The organism is Roseibium sp. 10G30-5, assembly GCF_055809635.1.
The window spans coordinates 780,016-805,116 of the sequence record NZ_CM147918.1; the positions used below are offsets into that span (position 1 = coordinate 780,016).

Annotated in this window: 24 protein-coding genes, 1 tRNA gene and 4 pseudogenes; 14 read left to right on the top strand and 15 right to left on the bottom strand. The window is 55.6% G+C overall.

Features of this window, described 5'->3' with window-relative positions:
• Positions 1-104 precede the first annotated feature (104 nt).
• From AC0L7U_RS04045 to AC0L7U_RS04060, 4 genes and pseudogenes are all read right to left on the bottom strand, one after another.
• A pseudogene (locus AC0L7U_RS04045) lies at positions 105-1,008 on the bottom strand (lysophospholipid acyltransferase family protein).
• Between the two features lie 156 nt (positions 1,009-1,164).
• Positions 1,165-3,123, bottom strand: coding sequence for a threonine--tRNA ligase (gene thrS / locus AC0L7U_RS04050; RefSeq protein WP_473694005.1), 1,959 nt, complete (start codon positions 3,121-3,123; stop codon positions 1,165-1,167).
• Between the two features lie 141 nt (positions 3,124-3,264).
• A complete protein-coding gene (gene yidD, locus AC0L7U_RS04055; protein ID WP_473695647.1) occupies positions 3,265-3,546 on the bottom strand; it encodes a membrane protein insertion efficiency factor YidD in 282 nt (93 codons plus the stop codon).
• Positions 3,547-3,669: 123 nt separating this feature from the next.
• Positions 3,670-4,144, bottom strand: a pseudogene (locus AC0L7U_RS04060) (iron-sulfur cluster assembly scaffold protein).
• Positions 4,145-4,495: 351 nt separating this feature from the next.
• On the opposite strand from AC0L7U_RS04060, the pseudogene folE reads away from it, so the two are divergent.
• Together folE and hisI are read left to right on the top strand one after the other, a co-directional pair.
• Positions 4,496-5,129 (top strand): annotated as a pseudogene (gene folE, locus AC0L7U_RS04065) (GTP cyclohydrolase I FolE).
• A 25-nt stretch (positions 5,130-5,154) separates the two neighbouring features.
• Entirely contained in the window at positions 5,155-5,610 is a 456-nt protein-coding gene (gene hisI, locus AC0L7U_RS04070; protein ID WP_473694006.1) for a phosphoribosyl-AMP cyclohydrolase, read from the top strand.
• Positions 5,611-5,641: 31 nt separating this feature from the next.
• On the opposite strand, the gene AC0L7U_RS04075 is transcribed toward hisI, so the two are convergent.
• Positions 5,642-6,073: a CBS domain-containing protein gene (locus AC0L7U_RS04075; RefSeq protein ID WP_473694008.1), complete on the bottom strand. Its 432-nt coding sequence runs from the start codon at positions 6,071-6,073 to the stop codon at positions 5,642-5,644.
• 148 nt (positions 6,074-6,221) lie between these two features.
• Positions 6,222-6,980: a rhomboid family intramembrane serine protease gene (locus tag AC0L7U_RS04080; RefSeq protein WP_473694010.1), complete on the bottom strand. Its 759-nt coding sequence runs from the start codon at positions 6,978-6,980 to the stop codon at positions 6,222-6,224.
• A 432-nt stretch (positions 6,981-7,412) separates the two neighbouring features.
• Between AC0L7U_RS04080 and AC0L7U_RS04085 the strand changes: the two genes are divergently transcribed.
• The 4 genes from AC0L7U_RS04085 (at position 7,413) to AC0L7U_RS04100 (ending at position 10,821) form a co-directional block, all read left to right on the top strand.
• Positions 7,413-8,078 carry a PAS domain-containing protein gene (locus AC0L7U_RS04085; protein WP_473694012.1) on the top strand — a complete coding sequence of 222 codons (666 nt, stop codon included), beginning with the start codon at positions 7,413-7,415 and terminating at the stop codon, positions 8,076-8,078.
• Between the two features lie 488 nt (positions 8,079-8,566).
• On the top strand, positions 8,567-9,217 hold the full coding sequence (locus AC0L7U_RS04090; protein ID WP_473694015.1) for a PilZ domain-containing protein: 651 nt from the start codon (positions 8,567-8,569) through the stop codon (positions 9,215-9,217).
• Between the two features lie 182 nt (positions 9,218-9,399).
• Positions 9,400-9,777, top strand: coding sequence for a YkvA family protein (locus tag AC0L7U_RS04095; protein ID WP_473695649.1), 378 nt, complete (start codon positions 9,400-9,402; stop codon positions 9,775-9,777).
• 429 nt (positions 9,778-10,206) lie between these two features.
• Positions 10,207-10,821, top strand: coding sequence for a transglutaminase-like cysteine peptidase (locus AC0L7U_RS04100; RefSeq protein WP_473694017.1), 615 nt, complete (start codon positions 10,207-10,209; stop codon positions 10,819-10,821).
• A gap of 195 nt (positions 10,822-11,016) precedes the next feature.
• Here AC0L7U_RS04100 and AC0L7U_RS04105 read toward each other — a convergent pair whose 3' ends face one another.
• Both AC0L7U_RS04105 and AC0L7U_RS04110 read right to left on the bottom strand, forming a co-directional pair.
• Positions 11,017-11,556 (bottom strand): gamma carbonic anhydrase family protein, encoded by a 540-nt coding sequence (locus AC0L7U_RS04105; protein WP_473694019.1) that lies wholly within the window; start codon positions 11,554-11,556, stop codon positions 11,017-11,019.
• 111 nt (positions 11,557-11,667) lie between these two features.
• Positions 11,668-11,994 (bottom strand): DUF6949 family protein, encoded by a 327-nt coding sequence (locus tag AC0L7U_RS04110; RefSeq protein ID WP_473694021.1) that lies wholly within the window; start codon positions 11,992-11,994, stop codon positions 11,668-11,670.
• A 215-nt stretch (positions 11,995-12,209) separates the two neighbouring features.
• Here AC0L7U_RS04110 and AC0L7U_RS04115 point away from each other — a divergent pair, with 215 nt between their 5' ends.
• A complete protein-coding gene (locus AC0L7U_RS04115; protein WP_473694023.1) occupies positions 12,210-12,914 on the top strand; it encodes a hypothetical protein in 705 nt (234 codons plus the stop codon).
• A gap of 104 nt (positions 12,915-13,018) precedes the next feature.
• Here the strand turns inward: AC0L7U_RS04115 and AC0L7U_RS04120 are convergent, their stop codons facing one another.
• From AC0L7U_RS04120 to AC0L7U_RS04130, 3 genes are all read right to left on the bottom strand, one after another.
• On the bottom strand, positions 13,019-13,234 hold the full coding sequence (locus AC0L7U_RS04120) for a DUF3126 family protein (protein WP_473694025.1): 216 nt from the start codon (positions 13,232-13,234) through the stop codon (positions 13,019-13,021).
• Between the two features lie 83 nt (positions 13,235-13,317).
• A complete protein-coding gene (gene cysE, locus AC0L7U_RS04125) occupies positions 13,318-14,184 on the bottom strand; it encodes a serine O-acetyltransferase (RefSeq protein WP_473694027.1) in 867 nt (288 codons plus the stop codon).
• A 344-nt stretch (positions 14,185-14,528) separates the two neighbouring features.
• Complete coding sequence (locus tag AC0L7U_RS04130; RefSeq protein ID WP_473694029.1) at positions 14,529-15,278, bottom strand: alpha/beta fold hydrolase; 750 nt, start codon at positions 15,276-15,278, stop codon at positions 14,529-14,531.
• A 211-nt stretch (positions 15,279-15,489) separates the two neighbouring features.
• Between AC0L7U_RS04130 and AC0L7U_RS04135 the strand changes: the two genes are divergently transcribed.
• The 5 genes and pseudogenes from AC0L7U_RS04135 (at position 15,490) to AC0L7U_RS04155 (ending at position 19,433) form a co-directional block, all read left to right on the top strand.
• On the top strand, positions 15,490-15,735 hold the full coding sequence (locus tag AC0L7U_RS04135; protein ID WP_473694031.1) for a zinc-finger domain-containing protein: 246 nt from the start codon (positions 15,490-15,492) through the stop codon (positions 15,733-15,735).
• 24 nt (positions 15,736-15,759) lie between these two features.
• Positions 15,760-16,998, top strand: a complete 1,239-nt coding sequence (locus tag AC0L7U_RS04140) for an FAD-dependent monooxygenase (RefSeq protein ID WP_473694033.1) — start codon at positions 15,760-15,762, stop codon at positions 16,996-16,998.
• A gap of 126 nt (positions 16,999-17,124) precedes the next feature.
• Positions 17,125-17,877, top strand: a complete 753-nt coding sequence (locus AC0L7U_RS04145) for a competence/damage-inducible protein A (RefSeq protein WP_473694035.1) — start codon at positions 17,125-17,127, stop codon at positions 17,875-17,877.
• A 39-nt stretch (positions 17,878-17,916) separates the two neighbouring features.
• Positions 17,917-18,425 (top strand): annotated as a pseudogene (gene gpt / locus AC0L7U_RS04150) (xanthine phosphoribosyltransferase).
• A 636-nt stretch (positions 18,426-19,061) separates the two neighbouring features.
• A complete protein-coding gene (locus tag AC0L7U_RS04155; protein WP_473694036.1) occupies positions 19,062-19,433 on the top strand; it encodes a L,D-transpeptidase in 372 nt (123 codons plus the stop codon).
• 87 nt (positions 19,434-19,520) lie between these two features.
• Here AC0L7U_RS04155 and sfsA read toward each other — a convergent pair whose 3' ends face one another.
• The 3 genes from sfsA to AC0L7U_RS04170 form a co-directional block, all read right to left on the bottom strand.
• Positions 19,521-20,225, bottom strand: coding sequence for a DNA/RNA nuclease SfsA (sfsA, locus tag AC0L7U_RS04160; RefSeq protein WP_473694038.1), 705 nt, complete (start codon positions 20,223-20,225; stop codon positions 19,521-19,523).
• Between the two features lie 50 nt (positions 20,226-20,275).
• Positions 20,276-21,700 carry a TrkH family potassium uptake protein gene (locus AC0L7U_RS04165; protein WP_473695651.1) on the bottom strand — a complete coding sequence of 475 codons (1,425 nt, stop codon included), beginning with the start codon at positions 21,698-21,700 and terminating at the stop codon, positions 20,276-20,278.
• 292 nt (positions 21,701-21,992) lie between these two features.
• Positions 21,993-22,077 (bottom strand) — tRNA-Leu (locus AC0L7U_RS04170).
• A 237-nt stretch (positions 22,078-22,314) separates the two neighbouring features.
• Here AC0L7U_RS04170 and map point away from each other — a divergent pair.
• The gene (map, locus tag AC0L7U_RS04175; RefSeq protein WP_473695653.1) at positions 22,315-23,169 is read left to right on the top strand and encodes a type I methionyl aminopeptidase; all 855 of its coding nucleotides are present in this window, start codon (positions 22,315-22,317) and stop codon (positions 23,167-23,169) included.
• Positions 23,166-23,882, top strand: coding sequence for a RadC family protein (radC, locus tag AC0L7U_RS04180; RefSeq protein WP_473694040.1), 717 nt, complete (start codon positions 23,166-23,168; stop codon positions 23,880-23,882). Before map ends, radC begins: the two co-directional genes overlap by 4 nt.
• A gap of 46 nt (positions 23,883-23,928) precedes the next feature.
• On the opposite strand, the gene tenA is transcribed toward radC, so the two are convergent.
• The gene (gene tenA / locus AC0L7U_RS04185) at positions 23,929-24,621 is read right to left on the bottom strand and encodes a thiaminase II (protein ID WP_473694042.1); all 693 of its coding nucleotides are present in this window, start codon (positions 24,619-24,621) and stop codon (positions 23,929-23,931) included.
• Positions 24,622-25,101 lie beyond the last annotated feature (480 nt).

The window sequence follows — 25,101 nt, forward strand, 5'->3', positions numbered from 1 at the left end:
CATCACACAAAACTCCGGCCCCAAAAAAGCCGCCAGACCGGACATCATCCGATCGGCGGCTTTGTCGTCTTTTGCAAATTGCCCAGGCGACGACAGAGCGTCACTCAGGCCAGATGTTTGCGCTGAAGCTTGTGGCGCAACCGCTCAATGCGTGACAGCGGGCCTTCCGAAGCGCCCCCGTCTAAGACCACACGCTTGGACGGATCCAGCATCATCACCTGCATATAAAGGAAGTCCGTGACTTCTTTCTGGTCCTGAAATCCCGACAGGGTTTCATAGTCGATCAACCGGCCAACGCGTGTAGAAATGGCACTGCCCAACAGACGCCGGAATTCCCGCACCAGCAACGACAAGCGCAAAGTCAGTGAAAACCGCGACACGAGGTGAAACAACCACGAATTCTGACCGTCAAAATACAACGGAAGGACCGAGGCCTTTGACGACCGAATCATTTTGGCTGTAAAGGTCTTCCAAGGCAACTCACGCGCCTTGGAGAAAGGCTTGGCGGCAGTCGCAACGCCGCCACCGGGGAACACCACCACAGTGCCTCCTTCTGCCAGCAGTCGCAGTGCTTCCTTGCGCGTCTGCATGTTGGTCTTCAACGCTTCCTTGGTCTCGGCAAAGTCGACCGGCAACGCAAAGTCTCGGATCTCCGGCACCTTCAGAAACTCGCTGTTGATCAGAATGCCGAAAGGGCGGTCAAGCTGCTCGACCAGCGAAAGGATTGCCAGACCGTCGCCAATCCCGAAAGGATGATTGGCAACCACCACCAACGGACCGTCCGGCAGATCAACCGGTGGCTAAGGCTTCTCCGGTCATCTGAACACCAAGGCCAAGCATCCCCATCAACTCTCCCCACATGGTCGGAGAGCCGACAACGCCAGATTTCCAATTGCCGTAGATCTTGAGAAGATCACCACGACCGGAAAGGCCCTCGACAGCGCGTATCAACCAGCGTTTCAGGCGAGGATCGCCCGGATTGGCATAGGTGAACTCGGCATTTTCCACGGCGCAAACCTTCGCTGATGGTAAAGTGGATCATCAAAAAGCTTAGGCACTGTCTGTGTTACGACAGCATGACACAAGCACAAAAAAAGAAGAGCACCCCACATTTCAGAGTGCTCTTCTTCACAGTTTCAGCAAGTCATACGGACGTTTAACGTCTTATTCACCAGACACCAGATCTGGTGGCGTTGCTTCTGCCACGAAATCGGCAATTGCCTCATCAAGGCCCTTCAGCGTCTGATCCTTGGACCCAAGACGACGAATATTCACCGTTCGCTCTTCCGCCTCACGCATTCCGCACACAACGATCACAGGCACCTTGGCCAGCGAATGTTCACGGACCTTGTAGTTGATCTTCTCATTGCGGAAATCCGTTTCGACACTCAAACCAGCCGCCTTGAGCTTGGCTGCAACTTCGCGGCCATAGTCATCGGCTTCCGAGGTGATCGTTGCCACGACCACCTGCTTGGGAGCCAGCCACAGTGGAAAATGCCCGGCAAAGTTCTCGATCAGAATACCGAGGAACCGTTCCATCGAGCCACAGATCGCACGGTGGATCATGACCGGTGTCTTCTTTTCACCGTCGCTGTCGACGTAGAAGGCCCCAAAGCGTTCCGGCAGATTGAAATCAACCTGCGTCGTGCCACACTGCCATTCACGCCCGATTGCATCCTTGAGGGTGTATTCGAACTTCGGTCCGTAGAAAGCCCCCTCACCCGGCAAAATGTCGGTCTTGACGCGACCTCCGGACTGGTCCTCAATCTGCTTGAGAACGTCGCCCATCACCTTTTCTGCGTGATCCCAGAGCTCGTCCGAACCAACACGCTTTTCCGGGCGGGTCGACAGCTTCACCACGATCTCCCCAAAACCGAAATGCTCGTAGACCGACAGAATCAGATCATTGATCTTGAGACATTCTGCCGCCATCTGATCTTCAGTGCAGAACACATGCGCATCATCCTGAGTGAAGCCACGCACGCGCATCAGCCCGTGCATTGCTCCCGAAGGCTCATAGCGGTGGACCGTGCCAAATTCGGCCAGGCGCAACGGCAGATCGCGGTAGCTCTTCAAACCATGCTTGAAGATCTGAACATGGCCCGGACAGTTCATCGGCTTCAAAGCAAAGACGCGTTCATCTTCACTCTCCGGATCAGCGCATTGTACGGAGAACATGTTCTCCTTGTACCACTGCCAGTGACCCGAGGTTTCCCAAAGTGAGGTATGCAACACCTGTGGTGCATTGACCTCCTGATAGTCGTCAGCGAGACGGCGACGCATATAAGACACAAGTGTCTGGAACAGCGACCAGCCCTTACCATGCCAGAAGACCACGCCGGGGCCTTCTTCCTGGAAGTGGAACAGGTCCATCTCGCGACCAAGCTTGCGGTGGTCGCGCTTTTCGGCTTCCTCCAGCATATGCAGATAGGCCTTGAGTTCCTTGTCATTGGCCCAGGCTGTCGCATAGATGCGGGTCAGCATTTCATTGTCGCTGTTACCGCGCCAATACGCCCCTGCAACCTTCATCAGCTTGAAGCTGTCGCCGATCTGGCGCGTGTTGACCATATGCGGCCCACGGCACAGGTCGAGCCAGTCTCCCTGCTTGTAGATCTTGATGCTTTGATCAGCCGGGATCGCGTCGATCAACTCGACCTTGTAATCTTCTCCTTTGGCCTTGAAAAAGGCCTTGGCTTCGTCACGCGACCAGACTTCCTTGGTGAAGGCAGCCCCGCGCGCAATGATCTCTTTCATCTTCTTTTCGATGACAGGCAGATCTTCCGGCGTGAACGGTTCATCGCGTTTGAAATCGTAGTAAAACCCATTTTCAATCACCGGGCCAATGGTGACCTGGGTGCCCGGCCACAACTCCTGCACGGCTTCAGCCATAACGTGGGCTGCATCGTGGCGAATCAATTCCAGCGCCCGCGGATCTTCGCGTGTGACGATCTCGACAAGGGCATCTCCTTCAATCGGATCGGACAAATCGCGCAATTCGCCATCCAGCGTCATGGCGACAGCTTTTTTGGCAAGCGACTTGGAAATTCCGGCAGCAACATCTGCGCCAGTCGTTCCAGCCTCGTATTCACGCACGGAATTATCGGGGAAAGTCAGGTGAATCATGGCAAGTTCTCCGGCTCACTCCTGCAGACAAGGCAGGTAAGCATTCGTGTTTCAAGTGCGCCCTCCCTTACGGGATTTGACGCGCAAGGGCAACCGTCAGGGCGGTGCAGACCGCGACCCTTCAATGATTTCAAGAAGAGGTCAACCGTCCAGCCGGGTTTCCGCAGCAATATGGCGGCCACTCCATTGGCCGTAGCGCCAGGGCAGATACCAGCGGGCAGAACCAGACACCATCTGCGGGGTTGGGTCATAGCCAGACGCGCCCAGCGGGTTGCAGCGCAGAATGCGGGCAAACCCCATCCAGCCGCCGCGCCACAGACCAAATCGACGGATCGCGGTTGCAGTATAATCAGAACAGGTTGGAAGATAGCGGCAGCCTCGCCCCATAAACGAGGAAAACGTGTGTCGGTACACCCAGATCATGCCAAGGCCGACGCGCGCACCAACCGACACGGGACTATCGACCCGATCCGCATCCCCCTCCGCGAGGTCTCCCTCAGAAGTGTGCGGAGCATGCTCATGGTGAGATCCACGGCACATCGCCGCTTACGCCGTTGCGATGGCGGGCGTTGACGCAAGCGAAGTGTCAGAAGCGGCTCGCTCAATCTGTCCAATGGCATCCACCACCGCATCAAACGTCAGAAGTGTCGAAGCGTGACGTGCCTTGTAATCGCGTACCGGCTCCAGAAACTTCAGATCGGAAAAGCGACCATCTGGTGCAGCGCCAGAATCTTTAAGCATCGCCCGCATCTGCATGCGGACGGCTTTCAGTTCGTCCGTTGAGGCCCCAATAATATTGCGTGCCATGATCGACGAAGAGGCCTTAGCCCAGCGCACAGGCCTTCACATCATGCGCAAAGGCCGTGACAATGCCATCTTCAACCGACAGATCAATGATCACAGTCGATCCACAGAGCTTTGAATGCGCGGTAGCCGAGGCCTGCGGTTGATCAAGGCGCCCCAGATGCGGAATATTTCCCGCAAATTCAAGGATCTTCGCATTATACATATCGTCAAGCATTTTGACCTCTTTACGATCTTCCGCTTTGCAGCCAGATATCCACTCACTATATAGCAGACAACGATGATCTGTTGCCCATCGGGCACTCCGAACGCGGAAGGGATCATCTGGCGAACCGGTGTCACCGGCGCCGCGGCTGGCGCGTCAGGGAGTTCCTTTACCTTCATATGGGAAGCTTTTTCAAGCACCACCAGAGTGTTGAGGTGAATGATCCGTCAAGCGGCATCCGACGTACTAGAAAAAACGGGAGCGGCAATCACGCTGTTTTCCGCAGCCAGCATGGCTGAAAGAGCTATTCATATGGTTTGCCGGCTCCCCCAGAGATCCGCGCAAGAGAACAGGAAGGTTGCAATGGACGTGGTGCTGGAGACGGCTAACGGAAGCAACGCAAGAAAATCGCCCGACGACCTCGCAAAACAGCGCCCCTCGCGCGAAGATGCAGAGGCCGCAGTGCGGACCTTGTTGAAATGGGCGGGTGAAGACCCTGACCGTGAAGGCCTGCTGGATACGCCCAAGCGCGTGACCAAGGCCTACGAGCAGCTTTTCGTAGGCTACACAGAAGACCCTGAAGATCACCTGCAGACGACCTTCGAAGACGTGGGCGGCTACAAGGATATCGTTCTGGTGCGCGACATCGAGTTTTACTCGCATTGCGAACACCATATGCTGCCCTTCGTCGGCAAGGCGCATATTGCCTATTATCCGGCAGAAGGCGTCGTTGGTCTGTCAAAGCTTGCCCGCGTGGTCGATATCTATGCCAAGCGTTTGCAGACACAGGAAAACCTGACAAGCCAGATTTCCGATGCGATTTCCGGTGCCCTCGCTGCCCGTGGCGTGGCGGTGATGCTGGAAGCCGAACATCAGTGCATGACCATGCGCGGTGTGCAGAAATCCTGGCGCTTCGACAATCACCACCCGTTTCACCGGAGTGTTTGCCGAAGATGCCGCCGAACAGGCCAAATTCATGACCCTCGTTCGCTGTTAAGCTTGCCAGTCAGGACTGTTTCAAAGTGACACAGAGCATATTTGCCCCGCAAGGCGACAAGAAGACCATTGAGACCGGGACGACATTTCAGCCCCGGTTCGACAAGGACGGTCTGATTGCCGCCGTAGTCTGCGATCACCAGACAAATGAGGTCCTGATGGTGGGCTATATGGATGCAGAAGCGCTTCGCCGAACCATCGAAACCGGCGAAGCCTGGTATTGGAGCCGGTCACGCCAGACCTATTGGAAAAAGGGCGAGACCTCCGGCCAGATCCAGAAAGTTATCAGCATCTTCACGGATTGCGATCAGGATGCCGTCCAGTTGAAAGTTGCCGTGCAGGGCAATGGCGCGACCTGCCACATGGGCTTCCAGTCCTGCTTTTACCGCGAGGTCCGGCAGGACACTGATGGAGCCTTCACCCTGTCCGCTGAGATGGGCAGTCTGATCCACGATCCGACCAAGTCCTTTCAGACCGACTGATCCGTCTGCCCGTATCGAAACACTTCGTTTCTCAGGTAACGGAGATGTAGCTGCGCATCTGCTCGGCTTCCATCTCCACCTGAGCAATGCGGTGCTTGACGATATCGCCGATTGACACAAGACCGATCAGAACGCCATCCCGCACGACGGGCATATGGCGAAACCGCCCTGCGGTCATGCGCTCCATGATGGTTTCGATCGCTGCATCCTCCTTGCAGGTCACGACATCGCGAGTCATGGCGCTGGCCACCGTCTGTTGCAGGACGTCCGCCCCTTCAGCCCCGATCCGTCGAACAATGTCGCGCTCGGAAATGATCCCCGCGATATGCTTGCCATCGTCCGATATGACGAGCGCTCCGACTTTCTCGCGTCCCATAACCTGACACACATCGTTCAGGCTGGCTGCGCTGCGCTCCGTCAGCACAGCCCTTCCCTTATCATTCAGAATTGCTGCTACAGTCATGTCATCCTCCGCTTAGGCCCAATGAACACCCTAAATCAGGAGTCATCATGGCAAAGCCGATCAAGGAGACAAGCGAAATTTCCCTTACGTCATCTTCTCCTGATCACGATCCGGTTCCTCGCGCCCCAAGCGGATCAGCCGTGCCGGATCAGGGACGTCGTGCCTTGGGAACAGGATCAAACAGCGGAAACAGAATAAGACCCATGGCAAAGCCGCCGATATGCGCCTGCCAGGCAATGCTGACGTTTTGACCTGAGACGCCAACGCCCAACATGCCGAAAACGATATTGGTGCCGAACCAGACAAGCAGAAAAACAAGCACCTGCGAGTTGCGCAAGGACTGGAAGAAACCAATGGCTGGGACACTGAAACGCTCCTTGTGACCGCCGCCACGCAAAACGCTTGCAGCGCCGCCGGTCTCGAACAGAAACCGGAGTGCGGCCGCCATTTGTCCGGAAATTGCAGCCGATGCACCGATCAACGGTGCCTGTTGGCCCCAATGGGTTGCCATATGAGTGGCCGCACCAGCAACCGTGCACAGTGCGGAAAAGACAAGAAAGCGTGTTGTGCCAAAGCGATATGCCACCGCACTGCCAAAAATCGCCATCCACAACAGGTTGAACCCGATATGCGCCGCGCTGCCATGCAAAAAGCCATAAGTCAGGAAGGACCAGACCGCAGACGCCAAACCGCCTGACCAGTCGCCCTGCGCGCTGATCGCAGCAGTATAGCGAACCGGCCACAGCGCAAAGCGCGCCAGAACCATCATGTTCTGCTGATCACTGAGCACATAGACACGCAACAGATGAATAAGGATCATCGCACCGGCAAGCACCACAATCACGCCGGGCAGATTGACGGCAGGCTGGCGGACAGGGCGGTCTGGCACCCGGGTGGGATCTGACATGTGTGTTCCTCTGATGTGCGATTCTCGCACAGATGTATGCGTTCGTGGCAATTTGGCAAGTTTACGCACAACTATGCGCAGCCAAACGCAGTCTGACAAAGCCACCTTTCAATGCATTAAAAAAGGCCCGCAACGCATGAAACGTGCAGGCCTCTTTGGTCGCGCCCCCAGTGGCCGAATGAAACTTCATCAGCCCCCATCCCCTTGACGCATCCCTAAAGTCGCTGATTGATAAACACAGTGCAAGAAAGAAGTCCTGTTAACTTTAACAGCCCGCGGAGCCGAAAAAGCGTCAGGGATCAACGAATTGGCACGCTGCCTGCAATGAACACAGCAAATCGTACGAAAGACGCAAAATGTGTCATTTCAGGACATACTGGTAAAAGCACTGTTTCAAAACGGCAGGCTTTTACAGCCACACAGGGGCCCAAAATGAAAAACCGCGTAAGCCAGACCCTTTATCATTACTGGAACGATCTGCGCGCCGGGAGAACATCTCCCAACCGAAGCGACGTCGACCCTTCAAAGATTCGTGGTCTGCTTGGTGACACGTTCATTCTGGAAATCCCTCAGCCCGGCATGGTGCGCTACCGTCTGGCCGGCACACGCCTGTGTTCAGCCCATTGCCGTGAGTTGAAGGGCCGCAATTTTCTACGCGGCTGGAACCCGACCGACACTGAAGCACTGGAAAGCCTGATCCATACGATTTCCGAGGATGCCGCTGTCGGCGTGCTTGGTCTCACCGGGTACACCGAATATGGCCAGACCCTGAACATGGAAATGTTGCTGTTGCCGTTGCTGGTTCCCGGTGAAGGCCGCACCCGCATTCTGGGCAGTTGCGCACCGGTGGAACGCCCCTTCTGGCTCGGGTCCTATCCGCTGATGCGCCAATCCATCTCCAGCCTCAAGCTGGTCTGGCCGGACAAACAGCCCCGGTTCTTGCAGGATACACCTATCCAGTCGCCTTCCATGCGCCGGTTCACCGTTGACAACATGCCAATCCCGACAATGCCGCCCATGTCGCATGTTCCACATGTTCCCCAGGGAGCAGAGCGTCGCGTTGGCCATCTGACGGTCTATCAGGGCGGCAAGGTCTGACGACCTTTTCTGTCCCGCGGCGGCACGATCTGTGTGTCTTCCGCGCGTGAGCGGCTTAAGAACACGCCCTTGTGAGTGAGCCTTTTTCTGCTGTCAAAATGCTTCATGCGGGCGCATCATATCGATGCCATCCGCATGAGACAGCAGAGGTCTGCAAGCCATCTTCGTCACTGGCGCAGCAGACCTGACCACCTCTTGGCAATTTCGCCTCTGCAAAAAGTAGAAAGGAAAGTTAATCGGCATCCAGATCTATTAACCTTTCCTTATCCGGAAAGACAAGCTACTCAAGACACTTCAAGATTTGCTTTTATTTAAATTTTACATAATTTTCAAAATGTTAGAGAAATAATGCCTCAACCTCTTGCTTCAATTTCAGCAATTTTCAGCAACGTCAGAGGTCATCCGGCTCACCAATCATTAACTAAAGACGTCTACACTGCGGCGAATATCACGAAGAAATTGGGTCAAGGTTGGACGGGTATCCCACAATGAGCGCCAGGGCGACATCCATCGCAGCGACGAGTCTCGCGCTCAACAAGAGCAACCGCCGCCGGCATCAGCGTGTCGATGTCAATATTCTTGGCCGCTTCATGTTGGAAGACCGCCAGGAGTACCCGTGTCAGGTCATCAACATGTCGCCCGGCGGCATGGCTGTGATCACGCCGGTGCAAGGTCGCATCGGCGAACGCATTGTTGCTTACCTTGATCATCTCAGTCGCGTCGAAGGCGTCATCACCCGTCAAATCGAAGGTGGCTTTGCGGTCAAGCTGAACACCTCTGCCCGCAAACGTGACAAGATTGCCAATGTCCTCACATGGCTTGCCAACCGTGATGCATTGAACCTGCCAGAAGATCGTCGCTACGATCGTTTTGTTCCGAAGAACCGCATGACCAAGATCGAGCTGAACGACGGCTCGGTCGAACGCTGCAAGATCATTGATGTCTCGCTCGCAGGGGCCGCCATCGGAACAGAAACACGCCCTCCTCTTGGCGAGGTGATCACGGTTGGTCAGATGCGCGCGCGCGTTGTCCGCCACATCGAGCATGGCTTCGCGGTTGAATTTGCCCCGATCCAGAATCGGGACATTCTTGAACACCACATCACCGAAGCGCCCAAGCCTGCCCGAAAGCTACGCTGATCTCTTCCGCGCGGACCAGAGACGGATCTGCAATCGTTTGTACCAACCAGATTTGCCCCAACACGACAGGATGGCAAACCATTCTCTGTTCCATCTCCGGATAAGGGGACCCATCTCAAGCGGATCGCTGACACGCTGGAAATCAGGCCTTCAAAACAGTCCAGAGAGACCATTGCATGGCGATGAAAAAACTTCGCGATTGGGCACGGACCATCAAGCGCGACGTCCTTGCCCTTTATAGCGCGAGCCGTGACCCGCGTGTCCCGTGGCACGCCAAGGCTCTCGCCATTTTGGTGACCGGTTACGCACTTTCTCCCATCGATCTGATCCCGGATTTCATTCCGGTACTCGGTTACCTCGATGACATCGTGCTTCTGCCACTCGGTATTTATCTGGTCATCAAACTCATTCCGCCCGAGATTATGGCAGAACACCGCGACCTTGCGACCGCTGCTGTCAAACGTCCCGTCAGTCGCTTGTCTGCGATGATCATTATCGCAATTTGGATCACAGCGCTCTTGCTCACAATCTGGTTTGCGCGTGGTTCTTTCTGGAAATAGCCACCGAGGTCTCTACGGAGAGGGTCAATCGCAACGCCTGATCTGTCCTCGACTACATGCAAGCCCCTCACTGGTCGAGCAGGCCCCTGATATTTCTCCCGATTTCCGCCCTGCCTTGGCGGCTCTTCTCACGATTTTTTCCAAGTTTTTTTAGGTCACAAAACACCTTCAAATATCGCTTGGAATGCCGTGTCTCAAGCACTCACAGCACCTCCAACCATGCACCTTCGACCCGGCTTTCATCATTTTAATCAAGTCTCTAACGACCAATCATTACAATTTTAAGCAAATTCGATTCAAAATTGATTTAAAGTAATTTCAAATTTATCTCAAATATAAATCCAGTTTGATTTAAGTATTAGATCGCTACTTATTCGAACATAAAAAGCGCAATGCCATCGTAAGTCCATCCTTGGGGAGGGATATACGATGACGAAACATAGATTTTTATTCGCTGGAATACTCGCACTGGCCTTCTCAGCTCTTCCGCTGGCGAATGCACAAGCTGCCAATCTTCGGTTCATGGACATGACGAAATCAGTCCGTGCACCCATCGGTTACGACGGATTTTGCCAGAGACATAGCAGTGCCTGTCGGTTCGGCACAAATGCACCGAAAGTGGTGCGCTTGACGGAGCCGCTCTGGAAAAAGCTGATCGCAATCAATGTGCGTATCAATCACAGTGTGCGCCCGGTCAGCGACGAACAGCAGTACAAGGTGCAGGAATACTGGGATTACCCGACAACGGGCGAAGGTGACTGTGAAGACTACGTTTTGGAAAAGCAGAAAGTGCTGGAAGATCTGGGGTGGCCGGAAAGCGCATTGCTGATCACAGTGGTCAAGGATCTCGATAACAAAGGACATGCGGTTTTGACCGTTCGCACCGACAAAGGCGACATGATCCTGGACAATCAGACAGATGCAGTGCTGCCCTGGTATTCGACACCCTATCGCTACATCAAGCGCCAATCACCGACGCGCGCCGCAAAATGGACAGGCATTGACGATCGCCGCGTCACAACGGTTGCAAGCTTGAGTGAGTGACATGGGCTGCGCCACAAGCGCAGCCAACAAATCGAGGCACACAGGAACGATCCGGTCGCGTCCCCACCCTCCCCATCCCTACCACGGCCGGATCCAGGAAGCCGTTCTGCCCCCCGCAGAGCGGCTTCCGCTTATGCAAGCCAGCGGTTTGGTGACCGATCGCCTCAAAACCCACCTTTGGGCTGGCGACGACGATCAAGAGGCACCCGGAACAAGCACAAGATCAGCCTTGAAACGCTGCCAGTTGGCCACGTAGCGAGCGGCACTGTCGACCAGCGCCTCGCGTGCCGCCTCATCAAGCTGGCGCACCACACGCCCCGGCGTACCGATAACAAGTGAATGGTCAGGGACCTGCATCCCTTCGGGGACCAACGTATTGGCTCCAATGAGACACCCGCGTCCGATCTTTGCACCATTGAGAACACACGCCCCCATGCCGACCAGTGAGCCCGCACCGACCGTGCAGCCATGTAAGATCGCCTTATGCCCAATCGTGCAGTCCGAGCCGATCTCAAGCGGGAAACCCATGTCCGTGTGACACACGCAGCCATCTTGAACATTGGAGCGCGCGCCGAGGTGGATCAACTCGTTGTCCCCGCGCAGAACGGCTCCAAACCAGATGCTGGCATCTGTCTCCAAATGCACTTTTCCGACGACACTTGCATCCGGCGCAATCCAGCAGCGCTCAGGATCAAAAAATGATGGAAGAGAGGATCCGAGCGCATAAAGGGTCATTGGTCAGATGGCTTTCGATGCAAAGAGGAAGGAGAAGCGCATTGTCGCGCAGACCACCTTCCTACCGCACTGCGCCCCCTTGCGTCCAATCGCAGACAGGCGGATCTGAAATCAGAGCCCTTTTGCGACCATCAAAACGCATTGCGTGAGAAATACGCCAGAGCAAATGCTCCACATCGCCGCAATCGTTGAGGATGCGATCAACCAACCAAGCGGGCGGCCCTGAAGGCGACGACCCCGAATGGCGTTACGCATGATAATGAAGGGCCCTGCAAACAAACACAGGCCGATTGCGGCCACTGTGCCAACCAGACTTTCCAGACCGAAATTGAATCGCGCCGGCTGATTGGTCAGGAGCTGGTACAAACTGCCAAGCAATCCAGCGGCTACGAACCCAGAACAACCGATATAAACAACAATGAACAGATCCAAGACCACCCGCTTAACCCTCTGTTAACCATCAACGACAAAACTGTCGGACAATGTTTGACGAGGTATTTGCAAGTGGCGTGCCGCTTATTTCGTGCTGATTTGAGCGCAAAAGCGCCAAAAGGGGTCCTCCCACTGCAACACAGCGTCCCGTTTCTGGACACATGTGCCGTTTCGGCATCGGCGAGCGCGCCTGCCTCACCCGGCGCAGCAGGAGATCTTTCTTGATACCGCTCGATTTTCGAAGGACGATCTTGCCTTCGCCGCTGATCTTCACGGTATCAACGGTTGCGCTGACCGTTTTGGCAGTCATGCATGTGGCTCAACTGGCAGCCGGCCCGCTTGATCTCTTCGCGCGCAGCGGCTCGGCCGGAACAAACGCCACACCTGACGCGCTTTATGTCAACGGCCAGCAACTGCACATCCCAACAGAGTTGTCGCCAACCATCGAACGCGGCATAGATGCTCAGATCTCCAAGGTCCGGTTGACACTCTCCTGGCCCTCACTGAAGCCGATTCCGCATGATCTGGCCGGATTGCAGCTCGATGGCTCACATTCTTTCAATGTCATCACACTGGACATCAATGCGAGCCCTCCCTCAACCTCGGATCGCACGCGCCTGCAAACGGTTTTGTCAAAAGACACGCCCGTGACGATGGCCCCCGGACCTGCGGGTCTGACCAGCGTCGTTCTGCCTGCAAATGACGCCACAGGAAGCGAGCATTTTTTCTTTGAAAGCCGAAAGCCAGCGCATTATCTGGCCCGATGTCTGCAAGAGTACACAACATCAGCAGGCCATTGTCGTCGCCAGATCCAGACAACGGATGGCCTCTCAGTAACCTATCAATTCCCGCAGGGCTTGCTGAAAGACTGGGGCCGCCTTGATCGTCGTGTATCGGAACTGGCAAACAGTTTCGCAGCGCAGTAAAATCCTGCCCTTCTCCGTCTCTGTGTGCACATAAAAAACGCGCTGCCAACGGTCAGTCGACCGCCGGTCAGCGCGTTTTGAATATCGCTCAAATGTCAGAAGTCTCAGGCTTCGTCCAGATCGAACTGAAGGATCGCCATCTGGAAGTTCCAGGACAGTTCATCATCTTCGTCATCGCGGAAGATCACACCGATGAATTCATCGCCGATAAAGACCTCGGCGCTGTCGTCCTTAACCGGACGCGTCTTGACCTTCATCGTCGGCAGGTCGAACTTCTTGCGCAGGTAGGCTTCAAGTTTGCTGATTTCCTCGGCTTTCACCAGCCATCTCCTCGTGTTTCGATAATCTCTTCAATGGGAGGCGGACCCTAACGGCTCAGGCGCAAAAGCCCAACCGTGAAGCATCAGCTTTCCCCGTCTTCCTCGCGCATCCGCAATTCTTTTGCCGCCGTCTCAACGGCCAGCATCTGGTTCATGCTGCGCGAGGGATTGGCACAACCGGCCTCTCCAACGACACGTGCAGGCACCCCGGCCACGGTCGTGCAAGGCGGAACCGCCTTGAGCACCACGGAGCCGGAGGCAACGCGCGAGCAATTGCCGATCTCGATATTGCCAAGCACCTTGGCGCCGGCTCCAATCAGCACACCATTGCGGATCTTCGGGTGACGATCACCGTCTTCCTTGCCCGTCCCCCCCAGCGTAACGTTCTGAAGGATGGACACATCATCGCCGATTTCTGCGGTGCTCCCAACAACGATGCCCGTGCCGTGATCCAGAAACACACCGCGCCCGACAGGGACCGCTGGATGAATGTCGATCTGAAAGACTTCCGACGCGCGGCTTTGCAGATACAACGCAAAATCATGCCGCCCCTGCCGCCACAGCCAATGGGCCAGCCGGTGCGTCTGCAAAGCGTGAAAGCCTTTGAAGTACAGCACAGGCTCCAGCAGGCGGGTGCAAGCCGGATCGCGGTCATAGACGGCCATGATGTCGACGCGGAACGTTTCACCGATCTGCGGTTCACTGGCTAGGGCCTCATGATAGGTCTGACGGATCAGCGAACCGGAGACAACATCGCGCCCCAACCGATCCCCCAGACGATGCAGCACAGCATCTTCAAGGCGCTCATGGTTGAGCACGGTCTCATAGACAAACGACGACAAGGCAGGTTCTGCCGTCACCATCTGTTCTGCTTCACCACGCAACTGACGCCAGACCGGGTCATGCAGCGCTAGGGTATCGGCATTCTGCCGTGGTGTCGGGTTCGCCATGGCCTGTCTCCTTTTCAAGCCAGCATCATCAAGGCCAAGATATAGTCCCTTTGGACCGTTTCCCAAGCCAAACTTTTTGAGAGCGCAGAGATTACCCCACCTCCCCTTAAAAGACCTTACCTTGTCACGCCAACAAGAACCACCGTGCACGCGGCCTTCCAGACATAGTCCCCGGAGGATCTTCGGTCGTAAAAGATGCCTGCAAAAACAGGCAACAAGCACACTCCCCTGATTCTTTTGATCACCGCACCGCACTGCCCTTGTCTGTTCACCCACCAACGGAAAAATCTGAATCACATCGTCAAGGTCGCAGCACAAGCCATTGGCTATGAAAAGAGTTCACATCAGATCTGGCTTAAAAACTCCAGAACACCTGCCTTGAAGGCCTTATCACCGACCGCAACCATATGATCCCGCCCCGGAATATCGAGCACCGTGGCATTCGGGATCAGGTCTGCAAGGCCTTGTGCGGACCCGGCCACATCATCCTTGGTGCCAACTGCGACCAGAACCGGCTGTTTAATGCCGGAGACCTGATCCTCGGAAATCTTCTGGCGCGACGAGCGCATACAGGCCGCCAGTGCCTTGCGATCAGACTTTGTCTGCTCGGCAAACGCGCGGAAGGCACGACCAGTGCGATCAGTCACTTCGCGCAAGGTGGCGGCTTCCAGCGCCTGTGCAATCGGCTCTGGATCGCCAATGCCCGTCACCATGCCATAGCCCATGCCGCCGAAGATAACACGGCGCACTCTGTCCGGATGACTGAGTGTCAAAAAGGCAGAGATACGGGCGCCCATAGAATAGCCCATGACGTCGACCTGCCCCAACCCCAGCTCCTCGATCAGTTCGAAGGCATCCTCCGCCATTTTCGGCGCGCTGTAATCGTCGGGGCTGTAAAACTTCGAGCTTTCGCCGTGACCGCGGTTGTCGACCGCAATAACGCGATACCCGGCCTTGACCAGTAGATCCACCCATCCCGGCGAGACCCAATTGACAGTCTTGTTGGAGCCAAATCCATGGATGAGCAAGATTGGATCACCCTCACCTTCATCCAGATAGGAAAGTTCAATATGGTCGTTCTTGAATATCGGCATATCTGCGTCCGGCTCATTTGTGTCTGAGAAGCAACGGTAAAGCGCAACGCGCTCCGTCAGCCATGTTCATCGCGTCGCGACCTTATTGCCAAGTCGGCAAGGGGGAAAGGCAAAACTGCCTGCACACAACTCAGCTTTTCCCCTACCCAATCCTGTTTCAAAAAGCTATGTTTGCGCAAAATCCTGACCGTCTTGTTGAGAGAGATTAGACATGGCCGACCAATTCGTTGCACATTTTCAAAACAGCAATGGTCACGACTCCATCGCAATCGGTGTTCGTGAATTCATGTGCATCGGAGCAAATCCTCCGTTTGACCATCCTCATGTCTTTCTGGATCTTGGCGATACAGACGAAGTTGTCTGTCCTTACTGCTCGACGCTTTACAAATACGATTCGACCCTGAAGCCAATCGAAACCTCTCCAGCCGATTGCCTCTGGGCACCAGAGGCCGCTTGAGGCTTTTGCCACAAGCAGCCCGACATGGAGACACCCCATGTCCCACGTCTGTCACATGAACCACGGGAAGTCCTTGGCTTGAACAATCCGGTCCTCATAGCTGGAGCCGGCATTGGCGGGCTGAGTTCAGCACTGGCGCTCGCCAACGTTGGGCAGGACGTCATTTTGTTTGACAAGGCGCCTGATCTGGAAGAGGTCGGCGCAGGGCTTCAACTCTCCCCCAATGCCTGCAACATTCTCGAAGGCTTCGGCGTTCTGCAAGAGCTGCACAAGAGCGGCTTTGTGCCCGATGCCGTCAACATCCGAGATGGCCGCACCGGACAATTATGTGCCGATGTGCCATTAGGCCGCTTCGTCGCCAGCCGCTACCGCGCGCCCTATCTCGTGGTGCACCGGGCCGACCTTCAGCGAGCCCTCTACAAAAAAGCACTCGCAAGCCCCCGGATTTCCATACTGCTCGGACACGCCTTCACCAAGCTGGATGAAAACAGCCACGCTCGTGTCATTTGTCAGGTCACGCATGACGGGGTAGCAAAAACCCTGCGTGGGCGTGCTCTGATCGGAGCTGATGGCGTCTGGTCGAAAGTCCGTGCGAACATTCCGACCGCCGGAAAGCCCGTTTACTCCGGAAAAGTTGCTTACCGCACGACAATCCCCGGCTACCAGGTACCTGAAGAGCTGATGCGCGGCACGGGCCTGTGGCTCGGTGCCAAGGCCCATGTGGTGCATTACCCCTTGCGCGAGGGCACTCAGTTCAATCTCGTCGTTCTTATTGATGAAGACTGGCAAGCAGAGACCTGGACGGCCTCGACCGAGATCGACGCCCTCCTGCCCCGGTTCGCCAAGTGGTCGCCGATGTTACGCAATCTGCTGGCTCTGCCGGATGAATGGGTAAAATGGCCGCTGTGCGCCGTTCCGGCACAACATGCCTGGTCACATCGTCGCCTGACGCTTCTTGGAGATGCCGCTCACGCAATGTTGCCGTTTGTCGCCCAAGGGGCTGGTATGGCGATTGAAGACGCCGCCATTCTTGCAGGCTTCCTGTCGCCGCGCACCCGAGATGTTCCTGCGGCCCTGATGGCTTATGAGCGCAATCGGAAGGACCGCGTCGTTCGCGTGCAAAAAACCGCCGAACGCAATGGCCGCATCTATCACATGAGCGGACCTCTTGCCCTGGCTCGCAACACCGTTCTGCGGCTCTCGTCCGAGAAGAAGCTTTCCGGCCGCATGGACTGGATCTACGGCTGGCGTCCGCAAATCTGACCGGCATTCATTAAAACACACGATGAGCCGCTCACCACGTAACACGACCATTCCGTAGCGGAAACGCTTGAGCGCATTGCAGGCTTGGGCTAAAGCGACAGTTCAGGAACGGCGCGGGAGATAGAAATGACAGACAAAACACAAGAAGACATCGTTACCGCTGGCTTTCTGGTGATCGGCGACGAGATTTTGTCCGGCCGCACCAAGGACAAAAACATCGGCTTTCTGGCCGACACCCTGACGGACCTTGGCATTGATCTCAGTGAAGTCCGCATTGTGCCTGACATCGAAGAACGGATCATCGAGGCACTTAATGCCCTGCGGGCACGATACACTTATGTCTTCACCTCCGGCGGCATTGGCCCGACGCATGACGACATCACCGCCGACAGCATCGCCAAAGCCTTCAACGTCGACATCAGCGTCAACCCGCAAGCGCGTGATATGCTGGCCAAGAACTATGCCAATGGCGCGGCCGATCTGACCGAAGCCCGCTTGCGCATGGCGCGTATCCCACATGGCGCCGACCTGATCGAAAACCCGATTTCCAATGCTCCGGGGTTCCGCATAGAGAATGTCCACGTCTTTGCTGGTGTGCCATCCATCATGCAGGCCATGATGGCCAATGTTGCGCCGACCTTGAAGACAAGCACCAAAATGGCGTCACAAAGCGTCGATGCGAACCTGCCAGAAAGCCGGATTGCCGATGCACTCCGCGCCATTCAGGCCGAGTATCCGGAAACGATGATCGGCTCTTATCCGCAGAACAACAACGGACGTTTCTCAACGCAGATTGTCATCCGCAGCCGCGAGCCCGAACTCCTGAAGCGCGCGACAGAGGCCGTTCAGGCCGCCGTCACCGCACATACAAACCCTTGATCGCAACTTGATAGATTACGCCTGAAGGATCCACCATTCATGGAAAATCCAGCCCAAAATAAAGCTTTCCCGGTTTCATGGGACATGTTTCACCGGGACGCCCGCGCGCTTGCATGGCGTCTGTCCAGCAAGGGCGAATGGAAAGCCATCGTCTGCATCACGCGTGGCGGCCTTGTACCTGCGGCCATCGTGGCGCGAGAACTTGGTATTCGCACCATCGAAACCGTCTGCATTGCTTCGTATCACGACTATGATTCGCAAGGGAAACTGGACGTCATCAAGCCTGTCGACCCGAAGGTCGTCGATCTGGAAGGCGGCGAAGGCAATGGCGTGTTGGTCATCGACGACCTCGTCGATACCGGCAGCACGGCCAAGGTTGTGCGTGAAATGCTGCCCAAGGCGCATTTCGCTACCGTTTACGCAAAGCCCAGCGGTCACCCGATGGTTGACACCTTCATCACCGAAGTGTCTCAAGACACTTGGATTTACTTCCCTGGGACATGGGCTGGCAGTTCCAGCCGCCGCTTAACAACGACAGCGCGGGCTGATCAGCAGCCGTCTGGATAGACACCACCGAACGGAGGCCAACTGGCCTCCGTTTTTGTATCCAGCCCCGCGCTCAGGGCTTTTGCCGCGAACAAAAACGTAAATCGGATAGACTTTAGTCACTTTTACGCATTAACCATAAACGCGTGCTTGTGAGTTGCGTGGAACCATTAGACCTTTCCGAGGTTCTCAAAGGACGCCACTCGCATCTCTGCGAACTATTTTCAAAGACTGGGACTTTTTTGAATGCTGCTTAACCGTCGGACGTTCTGTCTATCTGCAAGCGCCGCACTGCTCGCTGGCTGCGCCTCAACAAACCGCACATTGGTCCCGTCCAAGCCCGCTCTTCGTGCTCCAAACGGCGAAATCATTCCTGAAGAATACATTCGTATGTACGCTGCCCTGCCGGATGAGCGCTTCCCCGTGCCTGCTGTTGATCTGACACAGATCGAGCCGCGCTTTTACCGTCGTCTGGTCGACTATCGCAGCGACTACCCGACTGGCACGATTGTCGTCGACACGCCACACCGTTTTCTTTACCTGACCATGGAAAATGGCAGAGCCATGCGCTACGGCGTCGGCATTGGCCGTCAGGGCTTCACTTGGGGCGGCGATGCTCACATTCAGCGCAAGCAGGAATGGCCGACGTGGACCCCGCCAAAAGAAATGATCGCGCGCGATCCGGCAGCGGCCAAATACGCCAAAGGCATGCCAGGGGGATTCATAATCCACTCGGGGCCCGCGCGTTGTATCTGTTCCAGGGCAACAAGGACACTCTGTACCGTCTGCATGGCACAGAAGAGTTCGCATCCATCGGTCACGCCGTTTCCTCCGGCTGTGTGCGGCTGCTGAACCAGGACATCATTGACCTGTACAACCGCGTTCCGGTTGGCACCAAGGTCGTCGTTGAACAGGGCGCAAACCAGCAGTTGACCGACGCCAACAACCAGATGGGGTCATTCCCGTCCGACGACCAGCAGCTTGCACCGATGCAGGGACAGACCTACTAAGTCTGCCTCACACAAGCTGCTTCATGACGCTCTTTCACAAAAGGTCCGCATCGCTTGCGGGCCTTTTGCATGTCTGGTGACACGCGATCAGATTTCAATGGAAATCGGGCGATCCGCAACGATGTGATCCGGTGTAATCGAGCAACCGATGGCATGAACTTCAACACCAGCAACCGTGGCCGCAATAAAGGCTGCCGCATACGCGGGATCAAGATCATCTGCCAGCGCAAGGCGATCACAATCAGGCCGCTGAACCAGAAACACCATGGCGGCACGATGCCCTTCGCGCACCATATCGGCCAACTCACGCAAATGCTTGGCCCCACGCGTTGTCACTGAATCCGGAAACTCCGCCAGACCCGGTGTGCGCATCAGGTGCACATTCTTGACCTCGACATAGGTCACCTTGCCGTCGGCATCACTCAAGAGAATATCAACCCGAGAATTCTGACCGTATTTCACTTCCCGCCGCAAACTCTTGTAATTGCGAAGTCCGGCAATCCGTCCAGCCGTCAGAGCCTCTTCGACCAGTCTGTTCGGATGCGCGGTATTGATGCCCACCAGCGCCCCATCCGCTTCCATGATTTCCCAGGAATACTTCAATTTGCGCTTTGGATTATGCGAGATCGACAGCCAGACTTTGGCACCGGGCGTCTTCAATCCCAGCATGGAGCCGGGATTGGCGCAATGCGCCGTCACTTCTTCGCCGGTCTCATCCAGAATGACATCGGCAAGAAAGCGTTTGTAGCGCTTGAGCAGACGACCCGTCACCAGCTTTTCAGCAAACTTCATAATGCCTTATGCTCGCGTCTTGAATCAGAAAATTGGCTTGGGATGTGACCTCACTTGGTCCAGAAATCAGGATCCATCAGGATTAATACCGTGAACAACTCCAGCCGCCCCAGCAACATGGCAACGGAGAGCAGCCATTTGGCCTGTTCGGGTAAGGAGCCGAAATTTCCACTGGGGCCAATATGCGGTCCCAACCCCGGCCCGACGTTGCCGACTGCCGTTGCCGCGGCTGACAGGGCCGTAACGAGATCCAGTCCGAAGAACGACAGGATCAACGTAAACACTCCAACGGTAGCCATATAGACGACGAGAAACGCCAACACTGAAAATGACAATTCCGACGTCAGCCGTGATCCGCCGTATTTTTCGGACATCACGCGGTTGGGCCGGATCATGCGACGTAGATGTGCTCTGACCGTGCCGAAGAACACCAGAAACCGAAAGATCTTGATGCCACCCGTCGTCGAGCCGGTGCAGCCACCGACAAATTTCAACAACAAGGCGATGCCAATCACTGGCGGGCCCCATTTGGTATAATCGCCCAACGCGTAGCCAGTGCCCGTAACCACAGAAACCACATTGAAAGTGGCGCGCAAGATTGCTTCATGGACGGAGAATTGCTGCGTCACACGCAGGTAGACTGTCAGCACAGCCGAAACCACCAGCAACAAGCCCAACAGGCTGCGCACCTGCGGATCACGCCAAAGGCTCAAAGGCCGGCCCCGCAATGCCTGAACGATCAGCACGAACGGCAGGCTGCCGATGATCATGAACAGGATACAGATCCAGGCCGAGGCCGGGTTCTTAAAGAAGCCGAAGGAGGAATCATGCGTCGAGAAGCCACCAGTCGAGATGGTCGTAAGTGCGTGGTTGACCGCATCAAACAGGTTCATGCCCGTCATCAGATAGGCAACGATGCACAGAAACGTCAAAAACACATAAGCAAAGCCAATAAGGCGGATCAACTCAACCGACCGGCTGACGATCTTTTCTGAGCGATCCGAATTTTCGCTCTGGAACAGCTGCATACCACCGATGCGCAGAAACGGCAGCAGCACAATGGCCATGACGATAATGCCGATCCCGCCCATCCATTGCATGATCGACCGCCACACCAGCAATCCCGGAGGCAGGCCATCCAGGCCTGACAGCGTCGTGGAGCCGGTCGTGGTGAAGCCGGAGACCGCCTCGAAAACCGCGTCGGCGAATCCGACACCGAGGCCAAGAAACGGCAGCGCACCGAAGATCGGCAGCGTCGACCAAGCCAAGGTCGTCAGGATGAAGGTTTGGCGGGTGGTCAAGCCGTGTGCCAGTGACCCGGACAGGGCGATAGACAACAACAGACCAACAAGACCGGTCAGAAGCGCGGAAAAGACAAAGGCCTGCCAATCGGCATTCTTGTTTGCGACATCCACCATCGCCGGAATGAGCATGGCCGTCGCCAGCCCAACATAGACAAAGCCGAGAATATTCAGAACGGGACGAATGGTTTTCAACTAAGAGCTTCCCGGCTTGGTTTAAGCCCTTGGGCGCAGCATGCAGCCATGAGAGCGGGTAGATCGCATCCATGAAGAAACCTGTCAGGTCCTTCTCATCCTGATCTTCCCTACACTGACACGCCCAATTTGCCAACGGGTCGTCACAGTATCATCTCCCCAACTAGCAGGCGTGCTGTGCGGCATCCAACTCGGGGAAAAGCACTTTTCACACGAAGCGAGCAGCCAATCTGACAATGACGGCGTACAAGCCGAAATCTGTTCGGCAAAATGGTACGGGCGGCGGGACTCGAACCCGCACGGCCTAGGGCCTCCGGATTTTAAGTCCGGTATGTCTACCATTCCATCACGCCCGCATGGTGAAGACACGTTCTGGGTAGCCTTCCCCCTTGCATGTGCAAGCCACTTTGAAGGTTTTTAAAGGGCTTTTGCAGGGTCCTTGATAATCGCGCTCTAGCCAGATCCGTTTCAACACGATATTTCAATATCAGAACATATTGATCCTGAGGCTGGTGGCGACCCGATAAGACGCGCCTGATGGCGCGATCCCCGGTGTGAACGCACCGCCTGTGAACGAAAGCGATAACGGACGCATGGTCACCTACATCGACGCCGCCGGGGCCCCTTTGAAGAATACCGGTCAGATCAAGCTCTATGGTCCTGAGGATTTTGCCGCAATGCGCAAGGTCTGCAAGATCACCACAGGCTGTCTTGATGCACTGGCCGATTTCGTCAAGCCCGGTGTCACGACACAGGAGATCGATGACTTCGTCTATGACTACGGCGAGGCACATGGGGTCGGCTCCGCATCTCTGAATTATCGCGGCTACAAAAAGATCTGCTGCACCTCGATCAACCATGTCGTTTGCCACGGCATCCCCAATGACAAGGCGCTCAAGGAAGGCGACATCGTCAATGTGGACGTCACCTTCTACCGGGACGGCTGGCACGGTGATTCCAGCCGGATGTATCCCGTCGGGGAATTGAAGCGTGCCGCCGAGCGCCTGATCGAAGTCACTTACGAATCGCTGATGCGCGGTATCGCCGCCTCGAAACCCGGCAACACCACCGGAGACATCGGCCATGCCATCCAATCTTATGTCGAGGCAGAACGTTGTTCGATCGTTCGTGATTTTTGCGGTCACGGCGTTGGTCAGGTGTTCCACGATGCGCCCAACATTCTGCATTACGGTCGCCCCGGCGAAGGTGCCGAGTTGAAGCCTGGCATGATCTTCACCATTGAGCCAATGGTGAACCTTGGCCGCCCGCAGGTAAAAATCCTCAATGATGGCTGGACCGCGGTGACCCGTGATCGCTCGCTCACCGCCCAGTTCGAACACACCGTCGGCATCACGCCGGAGGGCTGCGAGATCTTCACAACGTCGATGAACAACACCGATATGCCTCGGCTTCCCGAGAGGCTAGGCGCAGGCAGGAGGCGGCAATGAGTGAGAAAATCACGGGATTGGAAGAACGCCCGGCTTTCTCCGCCGACCTCAACAAGGGTCACCGGGACCGGTTGCGAGACCGCTTCCGCTCCAGTGGCCCGGACAGTCTGCCTGACTACGAGTTGCTTGAACTGCTTCTGTTTTCAGCTATTCCCCGGCGGGACACCAAGCCGGTCGCCAAAGCGCTTTTGCAGCGCTTCGGGTCGTTTTCCGGTGTTCTGGCAGCTCCGCGCGCCCGCTTGATGGAGATCAAGGGCGTCGGCGAAACCGTAGCCGACACCCTGATGGTGGCCCACGCCAGCGCTGTGCGCTTCACCCGACTTGAGATGGACCGTCGCACGCCCCTCTCCTCCTGGTCGAAAGTCATGGACTATATCCATACGGCCATGGCCTATACGGAGATAGAGGAATTTCGCCTGCTGTTTCTCGACAAGCGCAATGGTCTGATTGCCGATGAGGTTCAGCAGCACGGCACTGTCGATCACACACCGGTCTATGTCCGTGAAGTCATCAGACGTGCGCTTGAACTGTCATCGACTGCGCTGATCCTCGTCCACAACCACCCCTCCGGTGATCCGACCCCGTCACGGGCCGACATTGCCATGACCCAGCGGATTATTGAAACCGGAGAGCCTTTGGGAATTGCTGTCCATGACCACATCATCATTGGCCGCAATGGGCATGCAAGCCTCAAGGGCATGCAACTGATCTAAGGGAACCTCCCCCATCACAGGTACAAACGAGGCTGCGTTGGTCCAGTCACACCCGCCAGGTTTCCTTCTCCCAAGCCGATTGCCAGAACATCCATTCATATTGACTGGCACGCTTGAACGCCGTCATCATCGCCGTCCGCTCTGAGGGAGATGCCTGAGCCGCCGCACGATCCGTCAACTCAATAACCTCGCGCGTGCTGTCCGCAAACTTCGGATCGCCGTAGGTCTCGATCCACGCCTGATAGGAATTTCCGTCACGCTTGGGTTGCGCCTTGATGGCTTCGCCAACGTCCATATAGATCCAGAAGCAAGGCAAGATCGCCGCCAGCCCAACGGCATAAGAGCCGGACTGCACGGTGGAGAGAATGTAACTGGTGTAGCCAAGACATGTGGGCGACGCCTGAGCCTGCGTCAGGTCATCAATCGAAATGCCGAAGGTTTCAAGAAAGCCGGAATGAAGATGGCGTTCCACGACAAGTGCGCCTTGCGCTGACTCCAGAAACTTCAACATGGTGCCATTGTCCGGCGCCTTGGCCGCAACCAGCGCGAGCGCCTTTGCATATTCGCTCAGATACAGCGCATCCTGTTGAATATAGATGCGAAAGACATCGCCTTCGAGCGACCCGTCCGCCATTTCCTGCAAAAAAGGCATCGCGTGGATCGCATCCCGGATATCGGCAATCACTTGCCAAGCCTCTTGTGAAAACGTGTGGTTCGTCAACGTTTGGCGATCTGTCATGATGATCTCACTTCCTGTCAAGATAGGGCAGCCATACGTCCCACGGGAGGGCTATTTCATCGCCACCAAAGCGCATGAAACAATCAATCACTTCGCACTTTTGCAAGCCCGTCAGCTTATCAAAAAGGCTTGTCCCCCACACGGCAGCGCAAGACCGAACGCCCGAACACGAAAGCGTGACTACTAGAACATCCTCATTGTGAAATTCTCTTCTCGAAAATACGGTCGGAGATTTTGTAAAGTAAATAAAACTATGTAAAATCACATGATACTATGAATAGAGAAAATTTAATTTTTCAAAATTAAAGCAAAAGAAAGAAAAAATTGACATGTTAATAATTTGAAATCCATAAAAGAAACAATGTGGAAAATATCAGAAGTAAAAATCAGATCATAACCAAATTTTACCATTTGATCTTTTTATTTATCCTAGGAGATTGAACAAAATAGCTTTTTTCAGGCTTAACCATTAATTTCCGG